At 47.1% G+C, this 16,604-nt stretch carries 18 protein-coding genes; 11 read left to right on the plus strand and 7 right to left on the minus strand.

From position 1 onward, the window contains the following. Positions 1-54: 54 nt before the first annotated feature. The 9 genes from F0P94_RS10335 to F0P94_RS10375 all read left to right on the plus strand — a co-directional run bounded on the left by F0P94_RS10335 (position 55) and on the right by F0P94_RS10375 (position 6,145). Positions 55-1,044: an aspartate-semialdehyde dehydrogenase gene (locus F0P94_RS10335; RefSeq protein ID WP_150903806.1), complete on the plus strand. Its 990-nt coding sequence runs from the start codon at positions 55-57 to the stop codon at positions 1,042-1,044. A gap of 6 nt (positions 1,045-1,050) precedes the next feature. After that, positions 1,051-1,464: a DUF7793 family protein gene (locus tag F0P94_RS10340; protein ID WP_150903807.1), complete on the plus strand. Its 414-nt coding sequence runs from the start codon at positions 1,051-1,053 to the stop codon at positions 1,462-1,464. Next, positions 1,465-1,947 carry a tetratricopeptide repeat protein gene (locus F0P94_RS10345; protein ID WP_150903808.1) on the plus strand — a complete coding sequence of 161 codons (483 nt, stop codon included), beginning with the start codon at positions 1,465-1,467 and terminating at the stop codon, positions 1,945-1,947. A gap of 536 nt (positions 1,948-2,483) precedes the next feature. Further along, complete coding sequence (locus F0P94_RS10350; protein ID WP_225307188.1) at positions 2,484-3,020, plus strand: GyrI-like domain-containing protein; 537 nt, start codon at positions 2,484-2,486, stop codon at positions 3,018-3,020. 201 nt (positions 3,021-3,221) lie between these two features. After that, complete coding sequence (locus F0P94_RS10355; protein ID WP_150903809.1) at positions 3,222-3,647, plus strand: SRPBCC family protein; 426 nt, start codon at positions 3,222-3,224, stop codon at positions 3,645-3,647. A gap of 170 nt (positions 3,648-3,817) precedes the next feature. Next, positions 3,818-4,042, plus strand: coding sequence for a DUF433 domain-containing protein (locus tag F0P94_RS10360; RefSeq protein ID WP_150903810.1), 225 nt, complete (start codon positions 3,818-3,820; stop codon positions 4,040-4,042). Then, positions 4,039-4,383 (plus strand): DUF5615 family PIN-like protein, encoded by a 345-nt coding sequence (locus F0P94_RS10365; protein WP_150903811.1) that lies wholly within the window; start codon positions 4,039-4,041, stop codon positions 4,381-4,383. The genes F0P94_RS10360 and F0P94_RS10365 overlap by 4 nt, the downstream gene beginning before the upstream one ends. A gap of 73 nt (positions 4,384-4,456) precedes the next feature. Further along, positions 4,457-4,924, plus strand: a complete 468-nt coding sequence (locus F0P94_RS10370) for an SRPBCC family protein (RefSeq protein WP_225307189.1) — start codon at positions 4,457-4,459, stop codon at positions 4,922-4,924. A gap of 162 nt (positions 4,925-5,086) precedes the next feature. Next, a complete protein-coding gene (locus tag F0P94_RS10375; RefSeq protein ID WP_150903812.1) occupies positions 5,087-6,145 on the plus strand; it encodes an FUSC family protein in 1,059 nt (352 codons plus the stop codon). Positions 6,146-6,152: 7 nt separating this feature from the next. Here F0P94_RS10375 and F0P94_RS10380 read toward each other — a convergent pair whose 3' ends face one another. The 3 genes from F0P94_RS10380 to F0P94_RS10390 all read right to left on the minus strand — a co-directional run bounded on the left by F0P94_RS10380 (position 6,153) and on the right by F0P94_RS10390 (position 9,813). Next, entirely contained in the window at positions 6,153-6,914 is a 762-nt protein-coding gene (locus tag F0P94_RS10380) for an alpha/beta fold hydrolase (RefSeq protein WP_150903813.1), read from the minus strand. Positions 6,915-7,066: 152 nt separating this feature from the next. Beyond that, a complete protein-coding gene (dxs, locus tag F0P94_RS10385) occupies positions 7,067-8,986 on the minus strand; it encodes a 1-deoxy-D-xylulose-5-phosphate synthase (protein ID WP_150903814.1) in 1,920 nt (639 codons plus the stop codon). A gap of 452 nt (positions 8,987-9,438) precedes the next feature. Further along, positions 9,439-9,813, minus strand: coding sequence for a hypothetical protein (locus F0P94_RS10390; RefSeq protein ID WP_150903815.1), 375 nt, complete (start codon positions 9,811-9,813; stop codon positions 9,439-9,441). A gap of 380 nt (positions 9,814-10,193) precedes the next feature. Here F0P94_RS10390 and F0P94_RS10395 point away from each other — a divergent pair, with 380 nt between their 5' ends. Together F0P94_RS10395 and F0P94_RS10400 are read left to right on the plus strand one after the other, a co-directional pair. Continuing rightward, a complete protein-coding gene (locus tag F0P94_RS10395) occupies positions 10,194-10,961 on the plus strand; it encodes a segregation and condensation protein A (RefSeq protein WP_191907021.1) in 768 nt (255 codons plus the stop codon). Then, on the plus strand, positions 10,962-12,038 hold the full coding sequence (locus F0P94_RS10400; protein WP_150903817.1) for a lysylphosphatidylglycerol synthase transmembrane domain-containing protein: 1,077 nt from the start codon (positions 10,962-10,964) through the stop codon (positions 12,036-12,038). Between the two features lie 87 nt (positions 12,039-12,125). Here F0P94_RS10400 and F0P94_RS10405 read toward each other — a convergent pair whose 3' ends face one another. The 4 genes from F0P94_RS10405 to F0P94_RS10420 form a co-directional block, all read right to left on the minus strand. Further along, entirely contained in the window at positions 12,126-13,790 is a 1,665-nt protein-coding gene (locus F0P94_RS10405; protein WP_191907008.1) for a T9SS type A sorting domain-containing protein, read from the minus strand. A gap of 60 nt (positions 13,791-13,850) precedes the next feature. Then, complete coding sequence (locus tag F0P94_RS10410) at positions 13,851-14,636, minus strand: polysaccharide deacetylase family protein (protein WP_150903819.1); 786 nt, start codon at positions 14,634-14,636, stop codon at positions 13,851-13,853. A 167-nt stretch (positions 14,637-14,803) separates the two neighbouring features. After that, on the minus strand, positions 14,804-15,700 hold the full coding sequence (locus F0P94_RS10415) for an SDR family oxidoreductase (RefSeq protein ID WP_150904006.1): 897 nt from the start codon (positions 15,698-15,700) through the stop codon (positions 14,804-14,806). Between the two features lie 16 nt (positions 15,701-15,716). Then, complete coding sequence (locus tag F0P94_RS10420) at positions 15,717-16,406, minus strand: peptidylprolyl isomerase (protein ID WP_150903820.1); 690 nt, start codon at positions 16,404-16,406, stop codon at positions 15,717-15,719. Between the last annotated feature and the right edge of the window lie 198 nt (positions 16,407-16,604).

Consider the following 16,604-nt stretch of genomic DNA (forward strand, 5'->3'; position numbering starts at 1 on the left):
TGCCTAAGGCGAAGTAAGTTACAAATAAAACACGAAATAACAGCAAGTACATAAATGAAAATAGCCGTAGTTGGGGCCACCGGTCTGGTAGGCACCGAAATGTTAAAAGTACTGGAAGAACGCAATTTCCCGGTAACGGAACTGCTGCCGGTTGCGTCGGAACGTTCAGTTGGCGCTACCATTACTTTTAAAGGCAAACCTTATACCGTAGTTTCCATGGCCGATGCCATTGCTGCCAGACCGGAAATTGCCATCTTCTCGGCCGGCGGCAGCATTTCCAAAGAAATGGCCCCGAAATTTGCCGAAGCCGGAACGTTTGTGGTCGATAATTCTTCGGCCTGGCGCATGGACCCGGACAAAAAACTGGTGGTACCGGAAATCAACGCCAGAGAACTGACCAGGGAAGACAAAATAATTGCCAACCCGAATTGCTCTACCATCCAGATGGTACTGGCCTTGCACAAACTGCACGAAGCCTTAAAGGTGAAGCGCATTGTGGTAAGCACCTACCAATCGGTAACCGGAACGGGCAAAAAAGCCGTGGACCAGATGATGAACGAGCGCGCCGGCAAGCAGGGTGAAATGGCCTACGCCTACCCCATCGACCTGAACGTGATCCCACACATCGACGTGTTCGAGGAGAACGGTTACACGAAGGAAGAAATGAAAATGGTGCGTGAAACCAAGAAGATTCTGGGCGACGACTCTATTCAGGTGACGGCTACGGCGGTGCGGATTCCGGTAATCGGCGGCCATTCCGAAAGCGTGAACGTGGAGTTTGAAAAAGACTTTTCTTTAGATGAAGTGTACCGATTGCTCCGCGAAACCGAAGGCGTAAAAGTAGTGGACGACGTGTCGAAACTGGAATACCCGATGCCAAAAGATGCCCACCAGAAAGACGAGGTGCTGGTTGGCCGCGTGCGTTTAGACGAAACCCAACCCAGAACGCTGAATATGTGGATCGTGGCGGATAATTTACGGAAAGGCGCCGCTACCAATGCCGTGCAGATTGCCGAATACCTGGTGGCAAATAAACTGGTTTAAAACGAAATGAAAGTGGAGATCCCAACCGACCGGCCCGTTTTCGAAGGCGAAATAGCTACCTACTGGTTCGAGGATAACGGCATTCTGGTTTCGCTTTCGAAAAGCATTAAACGCACGGTAGAAAACATATCCGGCAACGTGGCCCTGGTAAAACGCATTACCAACAACCAACCGGTTCCTTTGCTGATCTACCTGAAGAATTCGCCGGTTCCGGATAAAGCCACCCGCCAGTTTTCTACGGAACAATTGCCACAGATCTATTCGGCCATGGCCATGGTTTCGGAACCCGGTCTGGCCGGTTTTATCATGAAAATTTTATTTAAACTGAAGCCTTCGCCCATCCCGATGAAAAGCTTTACCAATGTGCAGCAAGCCACCGAATGGCTGAAGCAGTTTTCACCTAAACCCATAAATTCCTGAATGGCATCCGGCACTCCTATTATCCGACAGATCAACTGGCTGGCGCTTGCGTTTCAGCTGTGCGTTTTTGTCGGGCTCGTTTATTTCTTTCAGTGGCTTCAGGTTGGCGCGGCCAGTTTATCGGCCATTGCGGCTTATCTGGTACTGGTGTATTTCCTCCGTTTTTTTCTGGCCAAATACCACCGTTACGGCATGCTGTTCCTGAAAAGAAGTGAATTTGAAGCCGCCATTCCTTACTTCGAAAGCAGCTACGCATACTTCCAGGAAAAACCTTGGCTCGACCGTTTCCGGGCCGTTTTCCTGCTGAGTTCCTCCCGCATTTCTTACCGCGAAATGGCCCTGGTAAATATTGCTTACTGCTATTCCCAACTTGGAAACGGCAGCGAGGCCAAAGCCTATTACAAGCAGGCCTTACAGGAATTTCCGGAAAGCGGCATTGCCCAAGCTGGTTTGAATGCGATGAATGCTACCGGGAAAGAATAATCCTGATCCTTTACTACCGGTTTCTGATCCACTGTTTTAAAAATGGTAGCTTTTGAAGCGAAAAACCGTGCAGGCTGCAAAGTTTGCACGGTTTTTTATTTAAAGTCTGGTGCTCCAAAAATTTTATTTGTCGGGTAAAAGCAGACTGAGGTATGGTTGTTGCGTGTTTTCACCATGGCCGTCAGGCTAAGGAAAAACCCGGTCATCCCGAACACAAGTAAGCGCGAGGAAGCGCGAAACTTGCGAGCGGAGCTCTGAGGGAACTATCGCATACCGAACACGAACGAAAGGTATTTTTTACAGCTACGCTGGGTCCTTTCGACTCCCGTCTCAGGAATGCTCAAATGCCATAGCAGTAACCAATAGTTTCTTCGACAAGCTCAGAATGACCTGCTTTTGTCTTTAACCTGACGGCTATGGTGAAAACACGCAACATAAATATACACGCACATAAGCCCTTAGTATTCAGCAAGTAAAAGCCCATTTGCCAATCTGTAAAAATAACATACATTAGCAAAAAAATACCCGGCCGCTTTATGGCTGCTATAAACAAGTTAGCAGCATTTGTAAAACAGAATGCAGTTATAAGTACTAAATTAAAAACACTTATTATGACAGAAAGAAAAGACGAATTTAAATTAGTTGGGCTCAAACTGAACGGTAAAACCACAAACCAAAATAAACAATCCAGTAAAGATTGTGGGGACTTATGGCATAAATTTGAAACGGATAAAATTTTCGACCTTATCACCGAAAAATTATCCGATGAGATCTATGCTATTTATTTTGACTACGAAAAAGGTGAAACAGCCCCTTTTTCATATTTTATCGGCTGTAAAGTAGGTAAGCATTCAGAAACGCCTAAAGAACTTGCAGAATTAATGATACCTGCTCAGGAATACATAAAATTTACTGCAAAAGGGGCTATGACCGGTTGCATAACCGATACCTGGAAAGAAATACGAAATTCGGACATAAAACGAAGTTTTGGATTTGATTTCGAAGTGTATGATGAAAGAAGTAAGGATTGGAGTGATGGCGAAGTAGATATCTATATTTCAAAAATGGACTAAACAAAATACTGAAGAACTAAAAAAAAAAACCGCGAACATCGATTTGCCGCAATATCGGGGAACGTGCTTCTATGATACTTTTGTGATTTACCACAGTGTAGTTCTTCTTATGAACATTAGTGCTAAAAATCCGCCGCTTCCATAATGCCCTAAACGTTAACCAAAAAATCCATCAATCACCTTAACCTAAATTCTAAACCTATGAACACCTCCGAAAAAATCAGCATTACCATAGAAACCACCGTTAACGCGCCGGTAGAAAAAGTTTGGCAGTTCTGGACCGAACCCGAGCACATAACCCAATGGAACAACGCCTCCAACGACTGGCACACGCCCCGCGCCGAAAACGATCTCCGCGCCGGCGGAAAATTCCTGTCCCGCATGGAAGCAAAAGACGGCAGCTTCGGTTTCGATTTTGAAGGCACTTATGACAAAGTAAAACCAAACGAACTGATCACCTATTCCCTCGGCGACGGCCGTAAAGTAAAAATAGATTTTACCACCAACGGTTCCGAAACCAAGGTAGCTGAAACCTTCGATGCCGAAGATACCAACTCGGCAGAAATGCAGCGCCAGGGCTGGCAGGCCATTCTGGACAACTTTAAGAAATACGTGGAGGCGAATTAATTTTTCAACTTTCTAACTGAAGCGCCGGGTGTAAGTATCCGGCGCTTTTTTATTTCAGAATGCTCATCCTTTTACCTTTCAACTATTTTTCTTTATAAACCAAACAATCTACCGGAACGTGTATAAGTAAACCAGTTTGATTAACAGGAAGAAACCCTTAATTTAGTCTCATGAAGCATTATTCAGAAATAATTACCATCGATCCGCAAGTTCGGTTTGGCAAACCTTGCATAAGAGGCATGCGCATTACGGTTTACGATATTCTGAGCTGGCTGGCTTCGGGTATGAGCACGCAGGAGATTCTGGAAGACTATCCGGAATTAACCGAAGAAGATATCCAATGTGCTTTGGCATATGCGGCCGACCGGGAGCATAAACTCAGAATTGCCTCGTGAAGCTGCTCTTCGACCAGAATATTTCCTTTCGGGTAATCCTTCATTTACAAGAACTTTTCCCCCAGGCCAGACACGTTAAAGACTTCGGTCTCCAGTTTTCAACCGACCGGCAAATCTGGACCTTCGCGAAAGAAAATGGCTACCACATTGTTACTTTTGATTCTGATTTCTTTGATCTGGTCACACTGCATGGCCATCCGCCTAAAATAATCTGGCTTCGGGTCGGAAATACCTCAAGCAAAAATTTGGCAATCGTAATTTCTCATCATTATGAAAGTATTAAAAGCTTTCTTTCTGAGGAGCAATACCAGGAAATTGCCTGCTTAGAAATTGATAAATAACGGATACAATAAAATACTCCAGACGTTAAATTTTTCTATCTAACACTCCCTATTCTATAAACCAAGTTCTGAAATGCAAAACCATTCCCAAAGTGTAGAAACCCAAATGCTGATAAGAAAACCGGCCTCACAAGTTTTTGAAGCGTTCATCGATCCGGAGATCACGAAGAATTTCTGGTTTACGAAAGGCAGCGGCAAACTGGAAACCGGCAAAACCATAACCTGGGAATGGGAAATGTACGGCGTTGCTGCCAACGTATTGGTAAAAGAAATTCTGCCGAATGAGAAAATCACCGTTGAATGGGACGAACCGGCTACTACGGTAGAATTTAACTTTAAAGCACTCAGCGAAAAAGCTACCTACGTAACCATTAAAAACCACGGCTTTCAGGAAACCGGCGACGCGCTGCTGCACGTGATCAAAGATGCGACCGGCGGTTTTACTACCGTACTGGACGGCTTAAAAGCTTTTATGGAGCATGGCATTAACCTGAACCTGATCGCCGATAAGTTTCCGAAAGAAGTCATGCAGCATCCGTAAATGATTATTGCCATAATGTATTTAAATGCCAGGGACTTTCTTAACTGGCATTTTTTATTTGAGCAAGCTAAACGCAGGTTCCTTACCTCCTGCAAAATACCCTTTCCCTTACCTGCCTGAACCAAAGCTGCACTTTTGCAGTAGCAATCCTATTTCCCTGCTATGCTGAACCAGCTTCTTGAAATCCGCAAAACCGACCGCAAGTGGCACCTGCCCGTGGTGGCGGGGCTTTGCGTGGGCATTCCGGTGCTGGCGGGCTATTATACCGGGCACTTGCAGGATGGCAAACTGGCTTCCATGGCGGCATTGGTTATCCTTTACATCCAGTCGCAACATTTAGTGAACCGCATGATCATCCTGATGGCCTGCTCCTTCGGCATCCTGCTTTCGTTTGCGGTGGGCGTAACGTTCAGCTTTGATCCGTATGTAGCGGCGCTGGTGCTGGGCATTTTCTCTTTTGCAGTTCACCTGGCCTTGTACTTCCTGAAAATGGTGCGGCCGCCCGGTAATTTCTTTTTCCTGATGCTCGCATCGGTAGCCATTTGCCAGCCCTTCAATCTTGCCACCGTACCGCACAAGCTCGGCCTGATCGGTATCGGAACCATCATTTCCTGTGTAATTGGGTTAGTTTACAGCCTGCTTATCTTAAGGCCGCTGAACGCCGGCAACGAAACCATTACCGTAAACAAAAACCCCTACGTGAACTTTATTGAGTCGGTAACTTACGGTTTCTTTGTGGGCCTGGCTTTGCTGGTGGGGAATTTACTGGAACTCGAAAACCCGTATTGGGTGCCCACTTCCTGTGCCGCCGTCATGCAGGGCATCAGCACCCGGCACGTCTGGCAACGAAGCATTCAGCGTATTTTAGGCACCTTTGTTGGCCTAATTTTAACCTGGGGAATCTTATTACTGCACCCGAGCCTGCTGCAAATTTGCCTCGGCATTATAGCGCTGCAAATAATGGTAGAATTCCTGGTTGTGCGCAATTACGGCATTGCGGTAGTTTTCATTACCGTGCTCACCATTTTCCTGGCCGAAACCGGAGCTTCCTTAACCCAAAACCCAACGAACCTCATCGAAACCCGCTTTTACGACATTCTGATCGGAAGCATTATCGGAGGGTTTGGTGGTTGGATCTTATTCCATGAAAAGCTGCAATTTCTGGCTACGAGGCAACTCCGCAAAGCCCGGATCGCCCTCGCCCGGAAAAAATCAGAATAAGGATTCTCTACCCAAATACCAGCTCCGCAAATTTCTCTACCGATTTCCGGGTTTCGTAAGGTTTTTCGAACATACCCATGTGGCCGGTTCCGCCGAGGAAAACCGTGGTGCTGTTGTTCGGCAAATGGCATTGCTGCAAGGTAGCTTCCAGGGGCACGGCGCCGTCTTCTTTGCCGGCAATGATCAGCACCGGATAAGCCGCTTTTTTTAAAACCTGCAGGCGTTCTTTGCGGTCGCGCATAGCCCGGAGCGTTTTCACAATGGATTCTCCCGGAGTAGCCTTGCCGATTTTTTTCAGTAATTCGATAGCGTTTTTACACTTGTCGCGGTTGTCTGCGGCAAACAGCGGGGCCACGAAAGAATCCATGAAAACGTCTACGCCGTGCTTCTGCACAAATTCGATGGTCTTATTGCGGGCTTCTTTTTTCTCTTCGGTATCGGGCAAGGCACTGGAATGGAACAAACACAAACCCTGCAGCATTTTTGGGTATTTTTCAGCAAAAGCCAGACCTACGTATCCGCCCAAGGAATGTCCTACCAGAACACACTTTTTAATATGAAGCCGCTTTAATTCCGCGTGGACCGCTTCGGCCATGCCTTCAATCGAATGGTTCTCCAGGGTTTCCGGGTTTTCGCCGAAGCCCGGCAGGTCTAAAGACACGCAATGAAATGTTTCCGGCAGCTTTGAAATAAAGTCCGTCCAGATCTCTTTGCTTTCACAGAAGCCGTGGAGGAATACAAGCGTGTTTTCGGCAGGTTTGGTAGTCATAGTTTTTCAGGGGATTCAGTAGCGTTATTTCGTAATTCGTGGCCGCCTGCTTTCGCTGACGGAGAAGCAAACGAAAGTACGAAAAAAAACCTCACAGGTCTCGAAGACCTGTGAGGTTTAAGTTAGTTTTTCAGGCCGAAACCCTAGTGTTTTTATCGAACCGTTACCGGCTGCAGGATCATTTCGCGCACGGTGCGTTCAATGTCTTCCGGCGCGAAACCGCATTCTTTGTGCAGTTGCAGTTGGCTGCCGTGCTCGATGTATTTATCCGGAATACCGAGGCGTTTTACCTGCGCATGGTAGTTATGATCGGCCATAAACTCGAGCACCGCGCTACCGAAACCACCCTGCAAGCAACCATCTTCTACGGTAATGATCTTGTCGTACTCCCGGAAAATTTCGTGCAGCATTTTTTCGTCGATCGGCTTGGCAAAACGCATGTCGTAGTGGCCCGGACGGATGCCTTCTTTCTGCAGTTTTGTGCAAACATCTACGGCGTAGTTACCAATGTGACCGATGGTTAAAATTGCTACTTCTTCGCCTTCCTGAATTACCCGGCCGGTACCAACCGTAATGCGTTTCAGCGGGGTGCGCCATTCTGGCATCACGCCTTCGCCGCGCGGGTAACGGATGGTAAACGGCCCCATATCCGGCTGACTGGCCGTGAACATCAGGTTGCGCAATTCCGATTCGTTCATCGGCGCCGAAACGATCATGTTCGGCAGGCAGCGCATGTAGGCAATATCGAAAGCACCGTGGTGCGTCGGGCCGTCGGCACCAGCTAAACCAGCGCGGTCGAGGCAGAAAACCACGTTCAGGTTCTGGAGGCAAACGTCGTGCATTACCTGGTCGTAAGCCCGCTGCATGAAGCTGGAATAAATATTACAGAACGGCACCAACCCTTGCGTGGCCAGACCAGCCGAGAAGGTAACCGCGTGCTGCTCGGCAATGCCCACGTCGAACGCGCGGTCCGGCATAGCCTTCATCATGATGTTCAGGGAACAACCGCTCGGCATGGCCGGGGTGATGCCCATAATTTTATCGTTCTGTTCGGCCAGTTCTACCATGGTATGTCCGAAAACATCCTGGTACTTTGGCGGCTCCGGTTTTTCCGGTACCGTTTTATAGATCTCGCCGGTAATTTTATCGAACAAGCCCGGCGAATGCCACTTGGTCTGGTCTTTTTCGGCCAGGGCGTAGCCTTTGCCTTTTACCGTTACGCAATGCAGCAGTTTCGGGCCCGGAATGTTTTTCAGATCGTTCAGAACCGAAACCAGGTGATTGATATCGTGGCCATCCACCGGACCGAAATACCGGAACTTCAGGCTCTCGAATAAATTGCTTTGCTTGAGTAAAGTTGCTTTAATGCCGCTCTCCACTTTGCTGGCGATCTGTTGCGCATTCGGGCCGAATTTGCTGATCTTGCCCAGAATGTTCCAGATCTCGTCGCGCACTTTGTTGTAGGTGCGGGAAGTAGTGATATCGGTTAAATATTCTTTCAGCGCGCCCACGTTCGGATCGATGGACATGCAGTTGTCGTTCAGAATTACGAGCAGGTTGGAATTGGTAACGCCCGCGTGGTTCAGCGCCTCAAACGCCATACCGGCCGTCATGGAACCGTCGCCGATCACAGCAATGTGCTGCTTTTCGGTTTCGCCTTTGTATTGCGAAGCCACAGCCATACCCAACGCTGCCGAAATAGAAGTTGATGAATGGCCCACGCCAAACGTATCGTACTCCGATTCTTTGCGCTTCGGAAAACCGGAAAGGCCTTTGTATTTGCGGTTGGTATGAAAAACGTCGCGGCGGCCGGTTAAGATCTTGTGTCCGTAAGCCTGGTGCCCTACATCCCAAACCAATTGATCGGAAGGCGTATTGAAGATATAGTGCAACGCTACCGTTAGCTCTACTACCCCGAGGCTGGCCCCGAAATGCCCGCCGTAGATCGACACATTGTCGATAATAAACTGGCGCAACTCCTGGCAAACCTGTACCAATTGGTCCTGGCTCAGTTTCTTAAGGTCATCGGGCGAATTGATGTTCGCTAACAGCGGTCCGGGTTCTATGGTCATGCTGGGTGAGTTTCTAATTAGTATCTTAACAAAAACTGTGCAAAAAAGTTTGCCTCCGGCTTTCGTTTATTTGCGCATTTAAGCAGGTAAAATTACACATTTTTCGAATATGCCGCCGCCCGAATTTTCCACGCTTCCACGAGCCTGGGGTTGAGGCCTGAAAGTTAAACGCAATTTTGTGTTAAAGGGTATGTTTATGGGTGGAAAAATTACCCCACCTAAATCCTCCCCTAAAAACAGGGGAGGACTTTTACGCAATACTGTGAAACCACCCCCAACCCCTCCTTGAAAAAAAGGAGGGGAGCTGCCTGCTACTACCGCAATAATGTAGGCAGGGATTTATCGCAATAATGTGGGGCAGGGACAAGCCCGGCCCGTACAGAAATTTCAGGCTGGGAAAAAAATCATTCGAGAAAATCAAAAATCTTATAATCCTTTAATCCTGTTCAAAATCAATCGTAAAGCACGATCACGATCTTCGTTTTTATCTCAATTTCTTCGGTTTCCGGATGGTAATTTATTAGGAGGGAATAATCTTCTTTATCCAGTTCCCTGGCGTTTTTCGGGCTGCTTTTTTCGAATTTTACGTCGTTTATTTCTACCGTTAAAGCAAAGGGTTTCTTTGGTTTAGGAACTTTAAAAGCATCTGTGATTTGGGCAGAATCCGGGGTAGTAAGCGTTTGGTGATAAACCAGTTTCTGGTTGAGGTAAACTTTTACTTTATCGTTACGGAACGTTTGCCCCAGCTCGATCTTCAGTTTCTGGCGTTGCGGTTGTTTTGCAAAAGCTTCGTGCCTGCAAACGCAACACAAGAAAATAAGGAGCAAGCAGTTAAGTTTATTTGAAAGCAGTTTCAGCATAATGCATAAACGCAAATTCGGCAGAAAAGTACCCCTCCCCTAATTCAGGGGAGGGAGTTTTTGTAGGGACAGGTCGCGACCTGTCCGCACGCTTATTGGAAAAAATTTTCCAAATAATTCAAATTACCGGATCACCTTTATTCCAGCATTTCCCTCCAAACCCTGCCGCTACCTAAAGTTTACTGCATCAAAAGTCCTCCCCTGTTTTTAGGGGAGGATTTAGGTGGGGTTCCTGCCAAATTATTCCGTAATTTTACAATTCCGGCAAAATGCTACCGTTTTACCGGAAAAAAGTACCGGCAAACCAGGTCCTGCTACCTGCTACTTGCCTCCTGATACCGATAAAAGTGAGTTTCGAAATAAAATTACCCCTTTTTGAAGGTCCTTTCGACCTGCTGCTGTTCTTCATCGAGCGCGATGAGCTGGACATCCATGACATTCCGATCTTCAAGATCACGAACGATTTTATGGATTACCTGAAGCAGCTCGAGAACCTGAACATGGAAGTGGCCAGCGATTTTATCCTGACGGCCGCTACGCTCATGCGCATTAAAGCCAAAATGCTACTGCCGCGCACCGAAAAAGACGAAGAAGGCAACGAAATTGACCCGCGGAAAGAACTGGTGCAGCACCTATTGGAGTACAAGAAATACAAAAGCGTGCTGCAGGAACTTTCCGCAATGGAAGAAAACCGCCTGAAGCAGGAAAAGCGCGGCAACGTGGAAGACGAAATGAAGATCCTGGCGGCCAAGAATTCGGTGGAGCTGGAACTGCAGGACCTGAGTTTGTATAAGCTGATGCGGGTTTTCGAGAACGTGATGAAGCGGTTCGAGGAAGAAGAAAACCGGCCGAAGCACACCGTTTACACTTATCCCTACACCATCGAGCAACAGCGCGTTTTTGTGCAGGCCAAGGTCCGCACCCAGGGCATTATGAAGTTTACCGAACTGTTAACCGAGTACCCGGACAAAATAGGCGTGATCTTTAACTTTCTGGTTATTCTCGAGTTAATTCAACTAAACGAAATCTGGGTGCAGGTAAGCGAAGGATTCAATAACTTTGAAATTCATGCCACGCCTGAAACCCTTACCCATACTGAAAGCGATCCCGAATAAATGGATTTAAATAAACGCAGTTTTCTCCGTCATTTTACCCCTGCCAAAATTGCCATTCCGGTATTGCTGGGCCTAATTGTGGTGGCCTGGATGATCTACAAAGACCCGGAATCGGCGAAGTTCTCGAATCTGCTTCAGGCTAAACTCCACTGGATCCTGATCACGTTTGCCGTGCTTATAATCCGCGATTTTGGCTACATGTACCGCATCCGCCACATTACGGGTAAATTTCTGAGCTGGCGACAATCCATCGACGTGATCATGCTTTGGGAGTTTGCTTCCTGTGTAATGCCTTCAGTGGTGGGCGGCACCGGCATTGCTACGTTTCTGCTGCACAAGGAAGGCATAAAACTCGGAAAATCGCTGGCCTACGTAATGGTAACGGCCATGCTCGATAACTGGTATTTTGTGCTGGTTGCGCCGGTTATTTTCCTGTTCGGCGCGCATCAGATCTTCCCCGAAGTACACGGGGCAGGCTTTTCCGTAAGCAAGGGTCTGGAATATGCTTTTCTTACGAGCTACGTGCTGGTAACGGTTTATGCCTCTATTATGACCTACGCGCTTTTTGTAAACCCGAACGCCGTAAAACGTCTGCTCATCCGTATTTTCAGTTTCAGTTTCCTAAAGCGCTGGCGCCCGGTGGCTTTCCGCCACGGCAACGAACTGGTGTGGGCTTCCCACGAAATTAAAGGCCATACCTACGGTTACTGGGTCAAAGCCGGTCTTTCCACCGCCTTCGTCTGGACGGCCCGCTACTTCCTCATCAACTGCCTCATTGCCGCCTTCACCGACCTTCATCTAATGGACCACCTGCTTATTTTCGCCCGGAACTTCAGCTATAAAGTGGTACTGATGGTGGCCGTTACGCCGGGCGGCGCGGGCATTGCCGAAATTGCGTTCCCTACGTTCTTCGGAGCCTATTTAGGCGCTTTAACCACCTTTACTGTATTGCTTTACCGCATTGTAACACATTATTTATACCTGATGCTGGGCTCTATTTTCCTGCCCCGCTGGATCAAGCGCGTGTACAGCGAAGAACACGAAGCCGCCGTGGCCCAAGCCGTGGAAATACGCTAAGGTTTCAGACTGAAAAAGTAAAAAGGCTGCCCCGGAAGATTTCGGGGCAGCCTTTTTTTTATGTGGAGGATTTGTATCCAGATCAGCTTATGCGTTCAGCAGGATCATTCGTTTCGTATCCTGAAAACCCTCGGCTGTTAACTGGTAAAAGTAAGTGCCGGCTTTCAGGTTTCGGTTTTGTACGAGTTCCTGCCATTGTACCTGATGCTGACCGGCGACGTACTTTTTCCGCTGTTTTGCTACCGTTTGGCCGAGGCTGTTGTAAACCGTTAGTGCAACTTCTTCCGGTTTAGCTAAATTGAAATTAATGCTGGTGTGCTTTGAGAAAGGATTTGGCTGGTTTTGGAAGAGTTGGATTTTTGAGGTTGAGATTTCATCAATTGCGCCCAGAACATCAGGACCTAACTTTACAACCCAAAAGTCGGATTGTCCTTCAGAAATTTGGCTCTTGTCTCTGCTCATACCAGAATAAGATCCTGCTCCTAAAATATATCCTCCATCAGAAGTCTGTTGTAAGGCATTAAAAACATCTCCGTCTGCTCCGCCAATGGTCCTGTCCCAAACTTTTGTACCGTTAGCATCTAACTTCAGAAACCATCCGTCTGTTGTACCTTGTAAGTTTTGGCTCTTATCCCCGGATATACCCGAATAAGAAATTCCACCAATAAAATACCCACCATCCAAGGTGATGTCTAAATCTGTCAGGATATCGGCACTGTTTCCGCCAAAGGTTTTATCCCAGACTTTATTTCCAGAGCCATCTAGTTTTATTACCCAATAATCATTCATTCCTCTGCCAGGCTCACTTTTGTCTCCTGATTGGCCTGACTGTGAGTTACCTCCGAGAATATAGCCGCCATCATTAGTCAGTTCTATTTTGGCTAATTCATCATTATCAGCCCCTCCAAAGGTTTTATCCCATTGTTTATTCCCTTGGGCATCAATTTTAATAATCCAATAATCAGTACCTCCATTGCCGGGCTGGCTCTTATCGCCTGTCTGTCCAGATCTGGAAGGGCCGCCCAGAACATATCCTCCGTCAGGGGTTTGTTTTATAGAAGTTAAAACTTCTGAATCAGTTCCGCCAAAGGTTTTATCCCAAGCTTTGTTCCCCAATGCATCCGTTTTGACTATCCATATATCATTACTTCCTACGTTTATCTGGCTCTTATCGCCAGTTTGACCTGAACCTGAACTACCTCCAAAAATAAACCCGCCATCTGAAGTTACCTGTAGATCATTTATCCAATCAGGCTCAACTCCGCCAAAACTTTTATCCCATACTTTATTTCCGGAAGCATCTATTTTCACTATCCAAAAATCTTCGTAAGGTGACTGATTCATTTGCAGGGGCTGAGTTTTATCTCCGCTTTGGCCTGACCTGGACCATCCACCTAAAATATAACCTCCATCTGAGGTTTGGTGTAAGGCTGAAAGCCCATCCGGCTCACTTCCTCCAAAGGTTTTATCCCAAATCTTATTCCCATTTCCATCTGTCTTCACAACCCAAAAGTCACTAATCCCCCTTGATGGCTCGCTCTTACTTCCATTCTGGCCAGATTGTGAATTACCTCCCATTATGTATCCTCCATCAGAAGTTTGCTTGATAGAAGATATAGCATCTTCATTGCTTCCTCCAAACGTTTTATCCCACTGCTTCGCAGGGCCATTTTGTGCATTAGAAGAAAAAGGAAGAAATGCGCTTATTAAACAGCCCAATACCAGGCTCTTTAAGAATGTATTGTTTTTCATGAAACAAAGATAGCGCATCAACTAGAATAAAACCGGTAACAACTGTAAAATCTCAACCTACTACTTCTCCCCAAAAAAGAAGTGCTTAATCTTCTGAAATGGGCTTCTATGCATAAGCTTCACCCCGGAATCATGTACCTGCGATTGCATTTGCCGGAGCTGCAGTTCGCGGGGGTTGCGGTGTAGCATGTTTTCGAATTCTTTCAGGGTGGTTTTGCGGTGGATGGTCCAGCGTTTGAGTTGGTAGAGGTGCGCATTCCAGCGGTTCACGCCTACCGTGGAAGTAAACATGGCTTCGTAACCCGCATCTTCGGTGGCAAACATTACCTCACGGTTGTAGCAGCCTTCCGGCACCGATAAATATTTCACCTCCGTTCCGGTTTCCGCCTCAATAATGCGCTTCGATTCGGTCAGTTCCTTATGCAGTTCAGGTCCCGGAAGTTTTAAAAGATTGCTGCCGGAAAGGGTATGCGAACCGAGCAAAAAACCGGCTGCGGCCATTTTCCGATACTGCGCCCAGCTTTCGGGGGAAGTTTGATTTTGAACCGTAATGAAAAAGGCCGCCGGAAAACTGTAGTGTTTCAGTAACGGATAGGCCACTTCGTAATCGGTTTCGTTACCGCCGTCGAAGGTGATGGCCAGTACGTGCCGGTGCCAGCGTTTGCCTTTATAGATGGCTTCCACTACTTGGTCCAGCGAAACTACCGGCATTCTTAATTTATTGATCAGGGCCAGCTGGGCTTCAAATGTCTCCCTGGTTACCGTCAAGGCCTGGACTTCCGGAGTATTTACGGAAGGCTTTCCGGTTTCAATAGCATGGTAGTTTAAGATAAGGACGTTGTGCATACTGCTGTTCCTGCCTGGCTAATATTCTGAAAACAATATAATCGGGGAAAGAGATATTTAACAATACGTATCGATCACGAACTCCGGCCAAAACTTCCTGAAAAAAATACCGCAACCAGAATCAAAATTCCGGCTGCGGTAAAAAATAAGACGTGCAATAAATTAACTCAGATCTGACCGGCCACTATGCCAATGCCTTCCTGAAACGTGTGCGGTTTGTAGCCCAGTTCTTTTTTAGCTTTCTCAATAACAAACCCGGTTCTGGGTGGCCGCTTTGCCGGTTGGGTAAACTTAGAGGCATCTGTTTTCTGAATAAGGGAAGCATCGAGCTTAAAATAATCGGCAACCTGCAAGGCCATCTGGTAAGGCGTGAGCAATTCTTCGCCGGAAATATTGTAAATACCCGTAGCACTTTTCTGTGCTGCCAGCCAGCAGCCCTGCGCCAGGTCTTCGGCCAAAGTAGGCGTGCGGAACTGGTCGTCTACCACCTGAATGGTTTTTCCGGCTTCCAGACTGTTTTTCACCCACAGCACAATGTTGGAACGGCCGTAATCATGCACGATCCCATAAACCAAAACGGTACGCAAAATTGCCCACGGACAAGCCGCTTTTTTCACGATCTCTTCTGCTTCAAGTTTGGTCTGGCCGTAGTAATTCACCGGCTTAGGAGCAGCTTCTTCGTCGTAAGGACCGGCTGCGCCATCGAAAATAAAATCGGTGGAAACGTGCGTAAAGTGCGTATTATATTTTTCGCAGGCCTCAACCAGGTATTGCACGGCCGTTACATTCTGGGCGTAGCAGGCTTCCCGTTCGGTTTCACAAATATCTACGTTGGTCTGGGCGGCGGTATGAATTACGTGCGTAGGCCTGAAATTTTCAAAAACAGCTTGTACCTCTTCTGGCCGGGTAATGTCCATGCTTCGGAAATTAACCTCCGGAAAAATACCGGCCACCTTGTTTTTACCGCGCGAGGTAGTCAGGAGTTCTACTTCCGGATTTTCGGCCAGCAAACCGGTCAGCTTCTGCCCGAGCAAGCCATTTGAACCGGTAATAAGCAAACGCATTTTCACCATTCCGGCCTTAGCTTTTTACTTTTTCTTTTACCTTAGCTTCCTTTACCTTCTTCTCCTTTTTGGCCATTTCCGGATACTGGTAACCGTATTTTTTGGTGATGTCTTTCTTCTTCATCGTTTCCACTTTCACGGTCATTTTCACGTCGGTCAGCGGACGGTCGCGGTAATCTTTCGGCTGTTTGGCAATGGCATCTACTACTTCAAGGCCCGAAATGGTTTGCCCGAAAACGGTATAATTTCCGTCCAGAAAGTGCGTGCCTAATTCGTTCTGTACAATATAAAACTGGCTGCCACTCGATTCCTTTTTCGGGTTTTCGGTACGGGCTGCCGCCACCGCGCCTTTCACGTGCTTCAACTCCGGGTTAAATTCCGCCGGAATGGTATATCCTGGTCCGCCCGCTCCGTCGTCGTTCGGCGAATCGTTTTTGGAGTTCGGATCGCCGCCCTGGATCATGAAATTTTCGATAACCCGGTGAAAGGTAGTGCCATTAAAATAACCTTCTTTGGCCAGCTTCAGGAAATTCGCTTTATGCAAAGGCGTCTGGTCAAAGAGGATCAGCTTGATTTCGCCTTGCGGCGTGGTGATGGTCACGACATCGTCTTTCTTGGAAGGCTTCTTTTTCTTCTGAGCAAAGGCGGAAGAAACCACCAGCAGAACGAGCAAAAACGGTAAGGTAAAACGCTTAAAAACAGACATAATTCTTAATGTGCTAATTTTTTAATGTGGTAATGTGCTAATAATTCGAAAACGTGAAGATGGGAAAATGATTTTAATATTTCCGGAATTTCTAACGCATAGGTGTGGCAGAAAATATATTGTCGAAAATGTCGGGGGAATGGATTATCATTAAATCGTAGAGACGCCCTATTAGGGCGTCTCTACAGGTGGCATTTC

This window comes from Adhaeribacter soli, from assembly GCF_008727925.1.
GTDB classification, from domain to species: domain Bacteria; phylum Bacteroidota; class Bacteroidia; order Cytophagales; family Hymenobacteraceae; genus Adhaeribacter_A; species Adhaeribacter_A soli.